Raw genomic sequence first — 18,114 nt, 5'->3', positions numbered from 1 at the left:
GCCAAGCAGCGTAAAGCCCAGCCGGAAACCGTAATCGTCGAACAGCCGCTCGAGGGCTTCCGGCGCCGGGATCGCGTCCTTGCGGCCATAGGGATACGACACCCAGGGCGGCTTGATGCCGGACGCATCCGTCAGGAATTCGTAATTCGTCCTGATCTCTGCAAACAGGTCATCGCCAAGCCGTGAGAACGGCTCGTGGGAATGCCCGTGCACGCCCAGCACATGCCCAGCCGAAACGAGACCGCGCAATTGCGCGCGCGACATATACGTCTCGTCGCAGAACTGGCGTTCATCGATGCCGCGCGCGGCCATCATCTTTGAGGTGATGGCGTCCACGAGCGCGCTCGGCAGGACGAAGTTCAGCGCATATTTCAGCTGCGCCGCCGCCTCGGTGTCGTAGACATAGGTTTGTCTCGCGGCGGCGAGCCACGGCGCATCGGGACGCGGCTTCAGGTCTTCCGGCACGTGAGAGAAGAACTCGGCCGCAAAGGCGGACGGCTCGGTATGCGCGCGCAGCCAGTGAACCTTGTGGACGGAGAGCGCGCGACCTTCGGTGCCGGGACGCGAACACACGAAAAACCCGGCGCGGATACCCAAGGGGTCGAGCACCTCGCGCGTCGCTTCCCAGTGATCCACGAGACCGTCGTCGAATGTCAGGAAAACGCTCGGACGCGGCAGGCTCACGCGCCTCAGCAGGAAGGCTTCCACTTCGTCAGGCGACGGGAAATGAAATCTTGATCGAAGCCATTCCACCTGCTCGCGGAACGCGGACATGGCGAGCGAGTGGATACCGGGAAAGGCATAAGCCTTCGGATCGCGGATGTAGTGATAATTGACGAAGAGCAGGCGGGACGCGGTCGAGTGGGTCATCGCGCGGCAGCGCCTCCGGAGGACTTCAACCGCGCTTCGCGCTCAAGGAGAAACTCCGCGAGTTCAAGATCGAACGGCTCGTCGATGTTGACGATGTGACGATCGATGATGTTCGCCGCGCAATGATCGCCAAGGATGATTCCCTCCTCGACCAGCGTCTTGCGGCGCACCGCGTAGCAGATGCCGTTGCGGAAATAATAGGTCGGGATGGTCTGACGGATGCTGTGCCTTGCGCCGGCCTCGTGGAAGAAGCCGATCAGACCGTCGGTGACGGTCAGGCATTTATGCGGGGTGAAATGCGCGGGCGCCGGGCTGACGGTCGCGGCTGCCTTGTGGTCGCCGGCGAGCAGCAATTCGACCGTCGCGGTGATGTCCTCGGCATGCCGCAACGGGCTCGTTGGTTCCAGCAGCACCGAAATATCGAAGCGCTTGTCGTAATGCTTCTCGGCTTCCAGCCAGGCGTGCCGCCACATATCGATTGAATTCGCGAGGTCGCCCGACAATTCGTCCGGCCGCATGAACGGGACATCGAGTCCGTGTTTGCGCCCCTCCTCCGCGATTTCTAGATCATCGGTGGAGAGAATCCGCGCATCGATCCACGGCAAGGAGGCCGCGACCTGCCCCGCCCGTCCGACCAGCGACAGACCGCCAACCTGGCAAAGGTTCTTTCGTGGAATCGCTTTCGATCCGCCACGCGCGGGGACCACGGCCAAAACAGTCTGTCCGTGCAGCGCCATCTCGCTATCCCTGGATGCCGATGGTCCGGCTCTCGCGACTGGCCTCGCGCGCGGCCTCGACCACCCTGAGCACTCTGACACCGTCCTCCAGCCGGCAGGTCGTGACCGGTGCGCCGTCCAGCACAGACAGGAATTCGCGGGCGACCGCGACGAACATGTCGTTGCGTTCGCAGCTATATCCGGTCCGGTCCCAGTCCGACGTCGCGCTGCGGCCGATCGACAGCTGGTTCGGATCGGCCGACCAGAAGAGCGTGCCGCCTTCTCCGACGAACCGGATGAATTTCTCGTGCGGGCGCCCGTACAAGTCGAGATGCATGGTGACGCGCGGACCGTTCTCATAGCTGAAGATCAGATCGACATTGTCGTCACTGACGATTTCAAGCGAGCTGATCTTGTCGATCCGGCCGCTGACGGACTTCGGCATTCCGAACAGCCACAGCATCAGGTCGATCCAGTGGCTTTCATCCAGCAGCGCACCACCGCCCTGCTCGCGCTGCGCCATGAAGAAATCCTGATAGCGCTCCCAGGGGTGCCAGTCCGCGAGATGCGCGGACATATGGAATTGCACGTGGACGATCTTGCCGATCGCATTCTCGGCCAGCCGGCGGCGGACATCGGCGAGCGGCGGCCACCAGCGCCACGTATAGCCCATCAGCAGCGGCACATTGCTGCGGTCGGCGGCGTCCTTCAGACGGAGCGCGCCTTGCAGATCGGGGCAAACCGGCTTTTCGAGCAGCACCGGGCAGCCCGCCTCGAGCGCCTGGATCGTTTGCGCCACATGCACATGCGGCGGCGAACCGATCACCACGCCGTCGTAACGCGCGGCCTCGAACGCATCGGCTTCGCTGGCGAAGCTGCCAACCAGCGCGACCTCGGACTTCATTTCCTCGCGACGATCGGCGCGCGGATCCATGCAGGAGACGCGGCAACCCAGCGCGGCGAGATTGCGCGCGTGGCGCTTGCCGACGCTGCCGCTGCCGATGATCAGGATATGTTTGTCACTCATGGCCGTAATCAGCGGATGCCCTTGACCATAGCTTCGTAGGAATCCGGCTCGAATGCCACCTCAAGGAAGGCAGGCCCCTGCGCCGGATTCCACGCTGCGAGCGCCGCCGCAACGCCGTCCTCCGTCTCAGCCCGGAAGACCGGCATGCCGAAGCCTTCAAAGACGCGTAACCACGACGGCTGGCTGATCCGGACTGGCTGCTGCGTCAGCTTGTCCTGCAGCGAACGCGTCCGGATCGACGACAGGTAGCCATCGGTCAGAAGGCAGAACAGCAGCGGCAGGCGGCGTTCGACCGCGATCTTGACCTCGCCGACGAACGGACCGATGCCGCCGTCACCGAGGAAGGCGACATTCGGCACCGAAGGATCATGGATAGCAGCGCCAAGCGCCATGGGAATCGCGGTGCCCATGTAGCGCGCCTGTCCGGACATCAGACACTGCGACGCTGTCCGGGCGTGCCAGCCGTGTTCGGCAATCGTGCAAAAATAGCCGGTGTCGAACACGCCACGCACCGCGCCCGCGAAATGCGTTTGCACACGATCGAACACATGGGCCGGAAGAAACTGGTTCGAGATGAGTGCCCGGCGCAACGCGCCCATCGCGGCGGCCACGCGATCCGCACCCCATTCCCTGCCTTGCAATGCGTCGAGGATCTCGGCCGCCTGCCTGCTGCCTGCAACGGCCTGGAAACCGAACGCTTCGTCACCGGCTTCCGCGACAGCCGCCACATTCACAGCCGTCGCGCCGAAAGGCTTGGTGGCCAGCACCTCGTTCGGCCTCATGCCGATACAGATCACGAGATCCGCGTCTTTCAGCAAATGGTGTTCGGGACTGAGCTCGAGACCGACGCCGGTATAGACGCCGGCCGAGAACGGTCCGATTTCGTCGACGACACCCTTGGCCGCGGCCGTACTGAAAACCGGCACCCGAAGGGAATTCAATTGGTCGGACAGATTCAGCCGGATCGCCAGGGTCCCTGCGATTACGATCGGCCGTTGCGACTGGCGCAGGAGATCGCGGACCGGACCCGCTCCAGCGGACTCGATCTTGCCGGACTCAGCCTTGCCGGACTCCGGCAGCGCCGTCGGCATCGCCGGTTCAGGCTGCGCCAGTTCCAGCACAACAGGACCCGGCGTCTCCGCCTCGGCCAATGCGGCGATGGCGGCGAAGGGCGCGCTCTGGCTCGTCCATTGCGTGATGGCCTTCGATACGGTCGCGGTCAGCGCGGCCTGGTCGATGCGCTTATGTGCTTTGGCAGGTGGCGTCCCGGCGCCATAAGCCTCCGCGATCGCGACCAGCGGAAAGGCCTCGAAGCTGCTGACTGCGAGACCCGGAAGCATGTTGGTCACGCCCGGCCCCTTGATGGACAGGCAGAGGCCCGCACGTCCGCTCAGGCGCCCGACCGTCCCGGCCATCATCGCGGCCGCGCCTTCGAAATGGGTCAGGATGAATTCGCGACCACGCTTTTCCAGCGCATCGATCAACGTCAGCGTCGCGCCACTCCCCGGAACGCCAAAAACGGGGCCAGTGCCGTTGGCCGCGATTTCTTCGGCCAATCGCGCCAATTGGCTCATGACGCCACGCCCTGAAGGTGATCGCGGATCTTTTCGGCGGCACGCCGGCAAACGACCCGCACGGCATCCGGGCTGAAGCCGCCGCAATGCGGCGTGATCAGGAGATTGTCATGCGTCTCGGCATAGCGCCGCAGCGGATGATCCTGGACGTCCGGTTCCCCGTCGAGGACATCAAGTCCGGCCGCCGACAGCCGACCGGATTGAAGCGCTTCGAGCAGCGCCTTCTCGTCGGCGATCGCACCACGCGAGGTGTTAAGGAAGATCGCACCCGGCTTGATCCGGCGAAACAGGTCGGCCGAAATCAGTCCTCGCGTCTGATCGCTCAGATGCACATGCACCGTCACGGCGTCGGAGGTCTCGACCAGTTCCTCCAGCATGACGGGGCGAATCTCCGCCGGCATCGCACTCACGAACGGGTCATAGCCGACCACGTCCATGCCGAAGGCGCGGGCATAGCGCGCCATCCAGCCGCCGATCCGACCGCACCCGACAACACCCAGCCGGCGGCCGTTCAACATCAGGCCGGGAAAATCCTCCCGTATCCAGCTCCCCTGCTGCACCGCCTTGACCGCAGCCGGAAGGCGCCGCGCACAAGCGAGGAGTAGCGCGAAGGTCAGCTCGGCAGCCGGCGTGATGTTGCGCAGGAGTTCGCCGTCTTCGCGCAGGGTTCGGACCTGAATGCCGCGTTCGTTGAGTTTCGTGCGCGCAATGTGGTCCGAGCCGGTCGTCGCACAGCTGATGATGCGCAGCTTCGGCGCATTGGCGATCATGCCGTCGTCGATCGGCACTTTCATGGATGCATCGAGCAGCGCGTCGGCATCGCGAAGCGCCAGAGCCACGGGCTCGGGCGCGTGCTCCGGATGCGTGACGGTGAAGCCGGCCGGCAAGATCGCGCGGGCGGCCTCGGCGCCTTCAGGCGCGCCCAGATAAACGATGGTAAAGCCGCCCCCCGGCATCGAACGCTCCGCAAAGTCTGGAGATATGCGATCGCATCGCGGGTCTCCGCGCCACGCGATCGCGCTTAAGACTATGTGTAATGCAACTGCTTCTGGATGCGAAGTTCGGCTTCACCGAGAATTTGCGCAATCCGTTCGCCGGCCTTGCCATCCCCGAACATCGTCGATCGCGGATAGCGGCCATGCGCGATCTGCTTGCGGATGCAGGCTTCGATTTCGTTGCGATCATAAGGCGCATGAATGACGTTTTCGGCATGTTCGCGCCCGGATTGCCGCGTGCCGATATTGACGGCCGGAACGCCGAGGAACGCACCTTCACGCAGCGCCGAGCTCGAATTGCCGACGAGGCAGACTGCATTGTTGATGAGCCGGGCGTAATCCTCGACCGCGAAGTTGATATAGAAATGGATCTTCTTGGGCTGATGCTGTTCGCGAAACCGGCGGATGCCCTTGGACACGTCGTCAGACCCCGCATCGACGTTCGGCCAAAGCCATGCGGTCTGCATGCCGATCTTGTGGACCGCATTCAGGGTCTCTTCGATCTGCTGCAAGCCCTGCCCGTATTCGGTGGTCACCGGATGCTGCAACACGACGATGTAGGGCTCGTTCGGATTCAAGTCCGCGCCGACGCCGCGATAGCGCGTGAAAATGTCTCCGGGCGACGATAGATCCAGCGATGCGATAGCGTCGATCGACGGACAGCCGGTGAAATGCACGGTCGACGGGTCTTCGCCCATCCGGATGACGTATTCGCACGCAAGTTTCGTCGCCGGGAAATGAATGTGGGAGAGCTTGGTCACGGCATGACGTACGCTCTCGTCGATCGATCCGGTGACCTCGCCGCCCTGCGTGTGCGCAACGGCGATATTCATGTAGCTCGCGGCGATGGCGGTGGCGATGGTCTCGAAGCGATCGGCCACCGTGATCACGACGTCCGGCTTCAGGTTCTCGAACTGCGTCGCAAGCTCCATGATGGCGAGCCCGGTCGACTTCGCCATGGTGGTCGGGGTCTCGCCCTCCACGATGCTGTAGACGGTCGCATTCGGCTCGAAGCCGTCCTTGCGCATCACGTCGACGACGCTGCCGAAGCGCTGCAACAGGCCGGACGCACCGACAATCAGTTGCAATTCCAGCTTCGGATTCTCGCGGATCGCCTGCAGCACGGACTTGATACGCCCGTAATTCGCCCGGCTGTTGATCGCCACGCAAACCTTGCGTCGGCCACGCACCTTACTCATCAAGATCGCTCCAATTCAGGACCCGATCGGAGACCGCATCGCGCGCCAGCCGGCGGCCGACGACGCGTTCGATTTCCGCTGCGGGAATGCCGGTTGCCGGCTTTTTTGTCGTAAGCATGTCGCGCGTCAGAACGGTCCCTGCCGGAAGCGGCCGCGTCAGGGCAACCGACTTCTGGAACAGCTCGCGCATTCCTTTCATCGCCTCCGCCATCGCATCCTTGTCGACGGGGTGGCTGTCGATAACGGCGATCGAGTCGCGCATCGCCGACAACATCGCGAATTCCTCAACGGTCAGCGAAGAGGAGACATCGGGCCCGAACATGCGCTTGTCGAGCGTAATATGCGCTTCGATCAGGTCGGCGCCGCGCGCCATCGCGATCATCGCGGGATAGATCTGGCCGGAATGATCCGACAGGCCGACCACACAGCCGAATCGGCGGCGCAGTTCATCGATCACGTTGAGGCCGACATCCTGCAGGGCGGTCGGATAACGGCTGGTACATTGCAGGATCGCCACCGCTGCCCCGGTGCCGGCCAGAATGTCGAAAGCCTTGGCGATTTCAGCATACGGGCTCATGCCGGTGCTGAGCAGGACCGGCTTGCCGGTCGCCGCGATGCGTTGCAGGAAACCCGGTGACAGCACCTCGCCCGACGCCACCTTCCAGGCGGGCATGCCGAGGCGCTCGAGCAATTCCACCGCGCGTGCAGAAAATGCCGAACTGATGAAGGCGAGCTTCTTCTCGCGCGCATGGTCGGCGAGCCCCGCCCATTGCTCGTCGGTGAATTCCATGCGCTTCCAGTAATCGAAACGCGTGGCATCCTGTTTGGAGAACTTGACCCGGAACGGCTCGTCGCGCGTCGATTCCTCGTCGGCGAAGTGGGTCTGGAATTTGATGGCGTCAGCGCCTGCGGCCGCGGCGGCATCGATGAAGGCATGCGCAAAGCCGAGCGAACCGTCGTGGGCCTGAGCCACCTCGGCAATCAGGTATGGCGGCTGTCCGCCGCCGACGGGGCGGCCGTCGATCGCGAAACTGGCGGAGCCGCGGCTCGCGCTGCCTGACTGGAAAGCGGTGATGGACATTACGCGGCGAGTTCGTCGAATTTGCGAGCGACAACCTTGCCGCCCGGCAGCACTTCATAGATCAGATCGGCGTTCTTGAGGGTGCTGATCCGATGGGCGATCGCAATCACGGTCGCCTCGCCGGCAAGCGCCTGAATCGATGCCTGGACGGCAGCTTCCGTCTTGGCATCGAGCGCGCTCGTTCCCTCATCGAACAGAAACACGTCGGGACGTCTCACGATCGCCCGCGCGATGGCAAGACGCTGCCGCTCGCCGCCCGACAGGGTCGAACCCTGGTCGCGGACGACCGTGTCATAACCCTCCGGCAGGGTCAGGATGAAATCATGCAGGCCGGCAGCGCGTGCGGCTTCCTGAATGTCCGCGTCGGTGGCCGAAGGGGCGCCGAGCCTGATATTTTCGGCAATCGTACCGTTGAAGATTGCCGGCGTCTGCTCGACGAAGCCCATCCGTGCCCGCAGAGATCGCAGCGAATAATCCCGGATGTCGCGGCCATTGATCACGATCGAGCCCGAGCTTGGGTCATAAAGCCGGCCGAGCAGATAACCGATGGTGGATTTGCCGGCGCCGGTCGGACCGACGATACCGATGACCTTTCCCTTCGGGAAAACCAGGGACAAGTCGGTAAAGACGGGCTTGCCTTCGATATAGCCGAACGTGACGTTGCGAAACGTGATGTCGCTGTCGACTTTCTTGAGCTCGACGCCGCGCGTGACGGCATCTTCCGTCGCGTGGTCCTGCACCAGCCGTTTGACGAGGTCCAATGCGGGACCGACCGTTTCGAGGTTGAGCCGCATATTGAACAGGCCGCTGAGGATATTGAGCAATCGCGAGCAGACGATCGCGAAGGCGCCGATCAGCGGTGCGGCTTCGCGAAAGGGAATACCAAATCCGCGCGCCATCACCAGGAAGATGACCGCGACCGCCGCCACCACGATGAATTCCACAAACAGCGACGGCGCTTTTGTGTAGAGCGCCATAAGGACGCTCACACGGGTTTGCTTGCGCTGTGGCCGTTTCAGGCGCTCGAGAACGTCGCTTTCGACGCCGAGTAGCTTGATGGTGCTGGCGGAATAAATGGGTTCGGCCGTCACAGCCATCATCGCCTGCTTTGAGCCCATGCGCTTCTTGCCAAGCCGCTGCATGGGGCGAAGGACGTGCGGCCGGATCAGGACGGTGATGACGGCGACCGCGGCCAGCAAGGCTGCCGTCAGTTTCCAGCTCAGGAGGAAAAGCGCGCCGACCAGCGCGATGGAAAAGACGCTTTTCGTGACCAGGGCCAGGAGCTGTTCGGCGCCCTTGGCTGCGGTCCCGGTCTCGCCGAGAATGTTCTGAAGAATCTTGCCGCGGCGCTCGCCGACGATCGTCTCATAGGGGCCGTAAAGGTAGTGGCTGAGCGCCGCCAGCCGCCAGTCCTCCTGCAGCCGGTTGATCCACAGCGTGACCGTGAGCGTATTCAGGGCCAGCAGCAGCGCCTTGAAGAAGAAAATCACGATCGCGAGGATGAGGAGGCCCTCGGTCACCGACGTCCCGGAAATGCTCACCGCGATTTTGCGCAGCACATCCCAAACCGGGCCCTGCAGCTTGTCGCTGCCGACCACGCTGTCGAGCATCGGATAGATGATGGCGAGGCCAAGACCTTCGGCGATGGCGGCCGCGAAGCTCAGAAATACCGCTGCGATAAGAAGACGTGGACGCTGTGAAATAAGCGGCCGGTATACGGCGAAGAAGCCGGCCAGATTGTAGACGTCTTTACGGGCCGCGTTCTTCACGATGGTTTCCGCAATGCGGGAATGCCGACGCATTCGCCGTGACATGGGGGGTGAGAGTACAGCTTGTCGCCGCCGCGCTGCCATCGGCAGCAGAGCCCCAACCCCACCCTATGCGGCGCAAGCATTACGCTTCGGCGACGCGGCAAGTCAACCCCACAAAGTTCGCGGCAAAGGCGATTCTCTCTTTAGTATCCGACATTTCCGGCGAATCAGAGGCGCCGTGGAGTCCCGGTGATGCGGGTTGCGCGGCTTCCCGGCTTCGCCTAAGCACAGGACCGAGGGCCCGACCCCTGCCGTCGGCAGGCGCCGATTGAGCCGTTCCCGCGTCCGCGCAAAAGGCCATGTTCGCCCACTCCGTTTTCTATTTCTTGTTCAGGGAATGTGCCCGGTTTCGGCAACCGCGGCTCGCGGCCTGGCTGCTGTTTCTGATCTCGCGCCGTCGCGCCCGCTCGCAAGGGAAACCTCCGCATCGCGCGCTGATCATGGCACGTGCGGGCTTCCTGGAAGACGTCGAGGAAAGCTTTCGCGGCACCCGAGATTTCGAACTCGTCGTGTGGCCGAGCTTTGCCCTGAAAGCCTTCGCGGCACCGATCCTGTCGCCCTCGCTCGACCACAATTATTACGTGAGCGTCGATGACAAGATCGAAGCGACCAAGCACGCCTATCGCGATTTCCTCAGGCAGACCTGGCTGCACTTCGCAAAGCTGATGCCGATCGATGTCGTGCTCACCGGCAATTTCAGCTACTGCGCGGAGCGGGAATTCGCGGCGATGCTGGAGGAGCTCGGTACGCCCTTCGTCGCGCTCCACAAGGAAAATGTGCGCCCTCCCCGCCGCGTCGAATATTGGCGGCATCTCTACAAGGAGCGCCGGGGACCCTTCACCGGTCGCAAGGTCCTCGTCTACAACGAGATCGAGCGGCGCCTGCAGATTGAAAGCGGCGTCGCCTCCCCTGATCGAGTCGTCATCACCGGCATGCCCCGCCTCGACCGTATCCATCGCTGGCGGCGCGACCATGCCGGCCCGTCGGCCGTGAATACCCGGCCGCAGGTCCTGTTCTTCGCATTTGCGAGACAGGAGAAGCTCACCGCCATCCAGCGCAAGCCTTCGGCCAAGATCGAGGGAAACATGGAGGCGATGGACGGCGATTGGGGAAAGCTCGGCTGGATGGAGCTCGGTGAAGGCTCCCATCGCGCGATGGTCGAACTGGCCCGCGCCCGCCCCGATATTACGGTCGTCGTGAAAACCAAGGGTCAGCGCCGCAAGAAGGACGACATCCTGCTCATGCTGCAATCGGCGAGCGACACCTTGCCGCCCAATCTGAAGCTTGTGACAGGGGGCGACCCCTTCCCGCTCATGATCGAAAGCCGCGTCGTGGTCGGGTTCAATACCACCGGGCTTCTGGAAGCGATCGCCGCGGGCAAGCCGGTCATCGTGCCCTGGTTTGGCGAAGCGCAGGACAGCGCGATGCGGGACAATATCATCGATTTGAATAATGCCGCGGTCTATGCGCAGTCCGAAGCTGACCTGATCCGTATGATTACGGACTATATCGACAACCCGCGCGATGTCCCGGCCCAACTCGACGATTCTGTTTCGCAGGTCCTGGAATACTGGGTCGGCAATTCGGACAGCGCTGCGGGCGACCGCGTGCATCGGGCAATCAAGGACGTCATTGCGCCGCCACTGGCGCGTGTCGGCTGAGCAATGGCCTTCCGGCTCAAGACGCTGCAGAAATGGCTGCTGCGGAATGCGGCGCAGCACAATCGCCCGCGCTTCGCCGCCTGGCTTCTGGCGCGCAATCTTGAGCCGGTGCCAGGCTTGCCGAAACCTGCGGCTGCGCGTTATCGCGTGCTGGTCCTCAATCTCAACAAGCCGGGCTTTTGGGAGGATATCGCCGCGAGCTTTGGCGAAGCAGCCGACTTCGAGCTCGTCAGCTGGCCGACCTTTGCCTTGACCTCTTTTTCGGCGGCCTTGCTCGCCCCGGAACTGAGCAACAAGAAATACGACACCGATGATCCGGCCATCGAGGCTTCCAAGGTCCGCTATCGCGCATTCCTGTCGGCGCTCTGGTCGCACGTCCTGCGCTACCGGAAGATCGACGCGGTCCTGACCGCCAATTTCGGCTATTACAACCAGCGCGAATTTGCCGCCGCCTTGCACGCGGCTGGCACACCCTTCATTGCCCTGCACAAGGAGAACGTGAAGAGCCCGGGCCGGGTCAAATACTGGGAGCCGGTCTATCGCGCGCGAGGGCGCTTCGAGGGCAGCAAGATCATCGTCTACAGCGAAACCGAACGCGGGCTGCAGGTTGCAAGCGGCGTCGCCGATCCATCGGATGTTGTCGTCACCGGCATGCCGCGCCTCGATCGGGCGCACCGGGCACGGACGCACCCGCCCGCCGAACCGCGCCTCCAGCTCCTGTTCTTTGCGTTCTGGAAGCGGGAAAAGCTGACCGCGACCGAACGCGTTTCGAACGCACGCCTGCGTATCGAAAGCGACGAGGAATGGAGCAGGCGAAACTGGAATATGCTCTGCGAAGGCACCTACCGCGCGGTCATCGAATTGGCCCGCTCACGGCCTGACGTCCGGGTGGTGATGAAAACCAAGCCTCAGTCGGTCCGGCTGGAAGAGATTTTGAAGATGCTGGGCAGCACGCAGGAGGACCTCCCTCCCAATTTCGAGATCGTGAAGGGCGGAGACCCCATCGATCTGATTGCGGACAGCAGGGTCATCGTCGGGTTTAATTCGACGGCGCTTCTCGAAGCGCTTGCGGCCGGAAAGCCGGTCATCGTTCCTGACTTCGCGGAGGCCCAAGATCCTGCCATGCGCGAACTGATCATCGATCTCGGCGAGGCCGTTCACAAGGCGCAGTCCGAACAGGACCTCAGCCGCCTCATCGCACATCATCTCGACGAGCAACCCCGGCCACAGCCTCTCTCGAACGTTGCGATTGACGTGTTGCGTCAATGGGTCGGCAATCACGACGGCGCGTCGGGTGAACGCGTTCTCGCCGTAGTCCGGAGCGAAATCGCGCGTTCGGACGCGGCGCGCGCCGGTTCGTCCAATGCAATCCTGAAGGAAGCCGCCGGCATGGCGAGGGCCGCCGGGTAGATGCCAGCGAACCCCAACACCAACGGGCATCCCACAAAGAACATGCCGCACGGCTCGTAGCGATAATGCGCCGAATAAAGCGATACAAGAACACGCTCGTTAAGGTCCTGCAGCACAAGGATACGCTGAAGCAATTCCTTGAATTCGCCGCACGGTGGCGGATTCCGTGGCTTGCCGCGCGCGTTCTGGTCGGGATGCCCCGGCCACTCTATCGCCAGGACACGCCGCAATCCGGGACAAGATCGCGACGCATCCTGGTGCTGAACTCAGGAAAGGACGAGTTTTTCCGCGACATCCAGGAGATCTTTCGCAACGACACGACATTCGAGCTCGTGACCTGGCCGCATTACGCCATCAGGCCGATGGCCGATGTCCTGCTCGATCGCTCGCTGCGACACGACGCCTATGTTACGAATGATCCCGCAATCGAAGCGACGAAACCACGCTATCGCAAGTTCCTGACTGCGGTCTGGCGCCGCCATCAGGCGATGCGGCCGATCGATGCCGTGATCTCCGCGAATTTTGGCTATTGCATTCAGCGCGAGATGGCCTTCGCCCTCGAGAGTCTCGGCACGCCCTTCATCATCGTGCAAAAGGAAAACCTGAACGCCGCCACCGAGGAGCGGCGGCAGATCTGGCGTCAGATCTACAAGGAGGGACGCGGCCCGTTCGGCGGGCGGCGCATTCTCGTCTATAACGAAATGGAGCGCGACCTCGAGCTGGACGCCGGCATCGTCAGCCCTGACCGGGTGGAAATCACCGGGATGCCGCGGCTGGACCGCCTCCATCGCTGGCGGCGCGAGCATGCAGGTCCCGAGGCAGACGACAGTCCGGCGCGCGTGATGTTCTTTTCATTCTCGCGCTCCGACAAGATTCCCGTCGAGTCCGGCCTCAACAAGGATTGGGGCCAGTTCTGCATCGATACCCACCGGGCGATCCTCGAACTCGCCCGCAAGCGGCCCGATTTTCAAATCACCGCCAAGACGAAGGGCATCACCCGCCAGAACGAGGAGCTGCAGCAGATGCTGCATTCCGGCGACGGCGAATTGCCCTCGAATATTCATGTCGTGACCGGCGGTGACGCGTTCGGCCCGCTCTCGGCAAGTCGCGTAGTGGTCGGCTTCAATACGACCGGACTTCTCGAAGCGCTCGCGCTCGGAAAGCCTGTCATCGTCCCGCGTTTCGGCGAAGCGGTTGATCCGGACTTGCAGAAATTCGTAATTGATCTGGGCGATGCGGTCGAATACGCGGAGACGCCCGAACAGCTGCAACTGCTCATCAGCAAACACGCCGAAAAGCCCTTGGTCACCCCAATGGAGCTGCACCCCAATGTGCAAAAGATCCTGCGATATTGGGTTGGCAATGATGACGGCCAGGCGGCTCGCCGCGCCTATGAAGCGATCCGGCGCGAGATCATGGGCGCATGAGATCGCAATGATGCCGGCTCATCGAGGCGCGACCGATGCGGCTTAAGCTGGTCCTGTACCCGGCCTTGCATCTGCTCGCGCGCTGGCGCCAGCCGCGTCTCGCCGCGCGGCTTCTCTCATTCTGTATCGAACCGCTTCCGGGTCACCGTCCAGCCCAGCAGGGCCGCGCCCGATTCCGGGTCCTGGCGCTCAATCTCAACAAGCCCGGCTTTCTCGAGGACATCGAGGAAAGCCTCCTTACGGACGACGCATTCGAGGTTGTCTGCTGGCCCAATTATGCGCTGAAGGCCTGCGCATCCGCGCTCCTTGCGCCGCAGCTCAACAACAAGCGCTATGCGAGCGATGATCCCCGCATCGAGGGGAGCAAGCTTGCCTATCGCCAGTTTCTGTCGGCGATGTGGAAACACCTGCGATCGATCCAGAAAATCGACGCCGTAATCTCCGCGAATTTCGGATATTTCGCGCAGCGCGAGTTCGGGGCCGCGCTGAAGGAAAACGGAACGCCGCTTGTGGTCCTGCACAAGGAAAACGTGAAAAGCCCGGCGCGCGTGGAATATTGGCGCCCGATTTACCGCACCCGTGGCGCGTTCGAGGGCAGCAGGATCCTCGTTTACAACGCAACCGAGCGCGACCTTCAGGCCGACACCGGCGTCGCGGATCGCAGCCAGATCGACGTCACCGGCATGCCGCGGCTCGATCGCATCCATCGCTGGCGGCGCGCCAATGCAGGCATCACGCGCGACAGCCCCGCCCAGCAAGTGCTGTTTTTCTCCTTCTGGCGGAAGGAGAAACTGACCGCGACCGAACGGGTGACCGAAGCGCGGACCCGGATCGATGACGCGGACGGCGAATGGGCCGAACTCGCCTGGACCAAACTATGCGAGGGCACCCACACCGCCATCGTCGAACTGGCGCGCCAGCGGCCGCAAACGCGCGTGGTCATCAAGACCAAAGCCTTTTCGAGGCGGGTCGAGGACATCCTCGGTATTCTCAACACCACGGGCGACGCGCTGCCTCCCAATCTCAGCGTCGTCTCGGGCGGCGATCCGTTTCCGCTGATCAGCGAGAGTGACGTCGTGATCGGCTTCAATACGACAGCGTTGCTCGAGGCGCTGGCGGCGGGAAAGCCGGTCATCGTCCCGCAATTCGCCGAGGCCGAGGACGAACGCATGCGTCCCCTGGTGATCGACGTCGGCCCTGCGGTGCACCGCGCGACCTCGCCGGACGATCTGGTGCGACTGGCATGCGAGCAGCTCGATGCTGCCTCACCATTGCCAGCCGAACTGCCCGACGCAGCCATGCAGGCCCTCACCCACTGGGTCGGCAACGACGATGGCCGCGCGGGCGAACGCGTACGGACGGCGTTGCGAGAGGAAATCCAGCGGCGGCCATGACAGACAGACGCCCCAACGTCGTCGATGCGGCAGGACAGGAGTCCTGCGCCTGTCGGCTATGCGCGTCGCGCAGCCGGTTCACCATGGAGGTACGCGGCAGCCGGCTCTTTACCTGCGACGCCTGCGGCTATTTGCAGGTGGACCCGCTGCCGTCCGAGGACACGCTTCGGACCATTTACGGCGAGCAGTATTTCGCGAAGTCGAAATACCGCAACGATGAGGCACAGATCCGCGAGCAATCCCGCCGCGCGCGGCTGCTCGACAAGGCAGGCCTTCCGCGGGGAAAGAAGGTCCTCGACTTCGGTTGCGCGACCGGTCTTTTCCTCGAGCAGATCAAGGATCGCTACACCGCCTACGGATGTGACTACTCGCAAGAGGCCATCGATCTTGCCAAGGACATTCAGCCTGATCTCGAAAAGCGGCTCTATGCAAGCTCCCCGGCGAATGTGCTGCCGGACGATCTGCCGGAACTCGACGCCATCACGGCATGGGATGTGGTCGAGCATCTCGGCGACCCCGTTGGCACTCTGGAACGGCTGGCCTCTCAGTTAAGGCCCGGCGGGATCCTCGCCCTGTCGACACCGGACTACGGCGCACTCACGGCCAAGCTGCTGGGACGCCGCTGGGCCTTCATGACCCCGCCGGAACATCTGGGATTTTTTAACATCGGGAATTTGAGACGCCTGTTCGAGCGGCTGGGCCTGAAAGTCGAGTTTTCCGTTTCGCAGGGGAAATGGGCAAATTCGGCTTTCATCCTGTATAAGGCGCGTCGTGTCTTTCCGGAACTGATCCCGCAATCGTGGGTCGATGGCCTGAGCACGTCTTGGGTCGGCAGGAGATGCCTTTACGTGCCTACATTCGATGTCCTGTATGTTGTCGCGCGCAAGACGAGCCATCATGACTGAACATGATGCAAGCGCATTGGCGATCGTGATCCCCGCCTTCAACGAGGAAGGGGGCATCGCGAAGGTCCTGGCGGAGCTGACGCAGGTCGTTCCTGACGCACAGATCATTGTCGTCGATGACGGCAGCAGCGACAACACGGCGCAAGAGATCAGCAAGTTCCCGACCGTCGAATGCATCAGGCATCCGTTCAATCGCGGATATGGCGCATCGCTTCGCACCGGAATGCTGGCGGCCACGCGAGAATATGTCGCCTGGTTCGATGCCGACAATGAGCATCGCACCTCCGACCTGCTCGCGATGTATCAACTGATCAGAGAAAAGCGACTGGCTGCCGTCATCGGGCAACGATCGAATGTCTCGGCATCGCTTGTCAGAGCGCTCGGCAAGTTCGTCATCAGGTCGGTGGGGCGAACCTTCGACCTCAAGGTCGGATCGGACCTGAACTGCGGACTGCGCATTTTCCGCCGCGACGTCATTTCCGCTTATCTGTCGCTGCTGCCGCAACGCTATTCGGCCAGCCTCACGACCACGATGCTGCTCGTGGAGCGCCGCTATCCCATCGCCTTTTTTCCCGTTAAGACCGACCCGCGCATCGGCACCAGCAAGGTTCGCCTGAAGGACGGATTTGCCGCCATCAGCCGGCTGATACGGCTGGTGATGCTGTTTGCGCCGATGCGCATCTTTTTCCGGCTCGGCCTGGTCCTTCTGGTCATCGGTCTTGGCTACGGAATAACCATCGCCTTGCATGCACAAAGGGGCTTTCCGGTCGCCGGGATGCTGGTTGCAACGATCGGTGTGTTGCTGTGCATGCTGGGCCTGATCGCAGACCAGATCAGCCAGTTCTGGCTGTCGCAACTGACATCCCGCCAGACCGATGCGCCGCCCCGATCACAAACGTCAGAGCTTCGGAAAACGTCCGTAACGGACGCGAATTCGTGAATTAAAGAGCATGGTGCAAGCCTCCAGACGCTGCCCGTCTTCCATGCCGTCCGGCCTCTTACGGCCACTTCATTGAAGGTGGCTGCATGGCGAGATTGCTTGGCTTCGCACGCGAAACGCTGGTTCGGCTGAGCGGGTACACGCCGCGGCAATTCGTATACTTCGCGATTGCCGCCAATCTCGTGATGTCGGCAATTACCCTCACACTCCTGCGCGATTTCAGACACGCGTGGTTCGATTCCGAGCTTCTGCCCCGCGCGCGGGCTGGCGCATTGGAGACGACAGCGGGCGAACGCGGCTTCGACTTTTATTTCGCCCTCAAGTCCCGTTATCCGGGCGCCGCCATAGTGGCGGCCGATGGTCTCATCGATGCGGACTTGCTGGACCGGCTGACATTCATCAAAGCGAGCCAGGAGCCGTATCAGCCGGCGCTGTCCGGCGCGGAGGAGGCCGAACTCTCGAAACTGCCGGCCTGGTCGACGCGCTATTTTCCACGAGTCCGCCATCCCGCCAGCAAGAACGTCGGACAGCAGGCCACCGCGTTCTTTCTGCAGCCGCGCGAACCTGTCTCCAAGGTCTACCTGATGCGCGGCGCCCGGGGACTCTATGTGGTCCCGTCCAGTGCTCTCCCCCGTTTGAACGCAACGCGGGGGACCGCGTCGTGATCGCATTTGTTTTCACGGCCTCCCTGTGCGTCGGCTACGCGCTCCTGCGCCTCGTTTGGCAAGAACGTCTCATGGCCGCGTGCGGCGGATTGATCCTCGGTACGGCGCTGTGGGCATGGATCCTCTTCGCCATGCTGCTGTTCGGGATCGCCGCGCCGTTCACAGCCGCGGGGATCGCATTCGCATCGCTCGGTGCGGCGCTCATCGTCGCGAGCGGCTTTCACAAGAGGTTTGAGGCGGCCGAACTCCTCGTGCCCCTGCTGTCATGGCTGGTGGCACTCGCGTTGTTCCACCTTCCGGTCGTGGCCACGACCAGCGGCGACGCCGGCTACATGATCATGATGGGTGTCGACACATGCCGCTTCGATACGATCCCCGCCGACATCCGCAGAACCCTGATGTATGGCTACCCACCCTTGATTCCGATGCTTCAGGCGAC

At 62.7% G+C, this 18,114-nt stretch carries 16 protein-coding genes; 8 read left to right on the top strand and 8 right to left on the bottom strand.

Features of this window, described 5'->3' with window-relative positions:
• From VN004_RS07285 to VN004_RS07250, 8 genes are all read right to left on the bottom strand, one after another.
• The coding region (locus VN004_RS07285; protein WP_325608466.1) for a polysaccharide deacetylase family protein at positions 1 to 870 on the bottom strand (870 nt) is incomplete at its 3' end.
• Positions 867 to 1,607 carry an acylneuraminate cytidylyltransferase family protein gene (locus VN004_RS07280; RefSeq protein ID WP_325608464.1) on the bottom strand — a complete coding sequence of 247 codons (741 nt, stop codon included), beginning with the start codon at positions 1,605 to 1,607 and terminating at the stop codon, positions 867 to 869. The genes VN004_RS07280 and VN004_RS07285, both read right to left, overlap by 4 nt.
• 4 nt (positions 1,608 to 1,611) lie before the next feature.
• Positions 1,612 to 2,613, bottom strand: coding sequence for a Gfo/Idh/MocA family oxidoreductase (locus VN004_RS07275; RefSeq protein WP_325608462.1), 1,002 nt, complete (start codon positions 2,611 to 2,613; stop codon positions 1,612 to 1,614).
• A gap of 8 nt (positions 2,614 to 2,621) precedes the next feature.
• The gene (locus VN004_RS07270; protein WP_325608460.1) at positions 2,622 to 4,187 is read right to left on the bottom strand and encodes a thiamine pyrophosphate-binding protein; all 1,566 of its coding nucleotides are present in this window, start codon (positions 4,185 to 4,187) and stop codon (positions 2,622 to 2,624) included.
• On the bottom strand, positions 4,184 to 5,143 hold the full coding sequence (locus VN004_RS07265; protein ID WP_325608458.1) for an NAD(P)-dependent oxidoreductase: 960 nt from the start codon (positions 5,141 to 5,143) through the stop codon (positions 4,184 to 4,186). Before VN004_RS07265 ends, VN004_RS07270 begins: the two co-directional genes overlap by 4 nt.
• 71 nt (positions 5,144 to 5,214) lie before the next feature.
• Entirely contained in the window at positions 5,215 to 6,381 is a 1,167-nt protein-coding gene (neuC, locus tag VN004_RS07260; RefSeq protein ID WP_325608456.1) for a UDP-N-acetylglucosamine 2-epimerase, read from the bottom strand.
• Complete coding sequence (locus tag VN004_RS07255; protein ID WP_325608454.1) at positions 6,374 to 7,462, bottom strand: N-acetylneuraminate synthase family protein; 1,089 nt, start codon at positions 7,460 to 7,462, stop codon at positions 6,374 to 6,376. Before VN004_RS07255 ends, neuC begins: the two co-directional genes overlap by 8 nt.
• Positions 7,462 to 9,264: an ABC transporter ATP-binding protein gene (locus VN004_RS07250; protein WP_325608452.1), complete on the bottom strand. Its 1,803-nt coding sequence runs from the start codon at positions 9,262 to 9,264 to the stop codon at positions 7,462 to 7,464. The genes VN004_RS07255 and VN004_RS07250 overlap by 1 nt, the downstream gene beginning before the upstream one ends.
• A 449-nt stretch (positions 9,265 to 9,713) precedes the next feature.
• On the opposite strand from VN004_RS07250, the gene VN004_RS07245 reads away from it, so the two are divergent.
• The 8 genes from VN004_RS07245 to VN004_RS07210 form a co-directional block, all read left to right on the top strand.
• Complete coding sequence (locus VN004_RS07245; protein ID WP_325608450.1) at positions 9,714 to 10,934, top strand: hypothetical protein; 1,221 nt, start codon at positions 9,714 to 9,716, stop codon at positions 10,932 to 10,934.
• Between the two features lie 3 nt (positions 10,935 to 10,937).
• Entirely contained in the window at positions 10,938 to 12,344 is a 1,407-nt protein-coding gene (locus VN004_RS07240; protein WP_325608448.1) for a hypothetical protein, read from the top strand.
• Between the two features lie 65 nt (positions 12,345 to 12,409).
• Positions 12,410 to 13,771 carry a hypothetical protein gene (locus VN004_RS07235; RefSeq protein ID WP_325608446.1) on the top strand — a complete coding sequence of 454 codons (1,362 nt, stop codon included), beginning with the start codon at positions 12,410 to 12,412 and terminating at the stop codon, positions 13,769 to 13,771.
• A gap of 35 nt (positions 13,772 to 13,806) precedes the next feature.
• Positions 13,807 to 15,165 carry a hypothetical protein gene (locus VN004_RS07230; protein ID WP_325608444.1) on the top strand — a complete coding sequence of 453 codons (1,359 nt, stop codon included), beginning with the start codon at positions 13,807 to 13,809 and terminating at the stop codon, positions 15,163 to 15,165.
• An 83-nt stretch (positions 15,166 to 15,248) separates the two neighbouring features.
• Positions 15,249 to 16,070 (top strand): class I SAM-dependent methyltransferase, encoded by an 822-nt coding sequence (locus VN004_RS07225; RefSeq protein ID WP_325608442.1) that lies wholly within the window; start codon positions 15,249 to 15,251, stop codon positions 16,068 to 16,070.
• The gene (locus VN004_RS07220; protein ID WP_325608440.1) at positions 16,063 to 17,010 is read left to right on the top strand and encodes a glycosyltransferase family 2 protein; all 948 of its coding nucleotides are present in this window, start codon (positions 16,063 to 16,065) and stop codon (positions 17,008 to 17,010) included. The genes VN004_RS07225 and VN004_RS07220 overlap by 8 nt, the downstream gene beginning before the upstream one ends.
• Before the next feature lie 86 nt (positions 17,011 to 17,096).
• Positions 17,097 to 17,675, top strand: coding sequence for a hypothetical protein (locus VN004_RS07215; RefSeq protein ID WP_325608438.1), 579 nt, complete (start codon positions 17,097 to 17,099; stop codon positions 17,673 to 17,675).
• The coding region (locus VN004_RS07210; protein WP_325608436.1) for a hypothetical protein at positions 17,672 to 18,114 on the top strand (443 nt) is incomplete at its 3' end. The genes VN004_RS07215 and VN004_RS07210, both read left to right, overlap by 4 nt.

It is taken from the genome of Pseudorhodoplanes sp., from assembly GCF_035565855.1.
Lineage (GTDB): Bacteria > Pseudomonadota > Alphaproteobacteria > Rhizobiales > Xanthobacteraceae > Pseudorhodoplanes.
The sequence above is the reverse complement of the archived record's forward strand: the minus strand, read 5'-3'. Positions and strand labels throughout refer to the sequence as shown.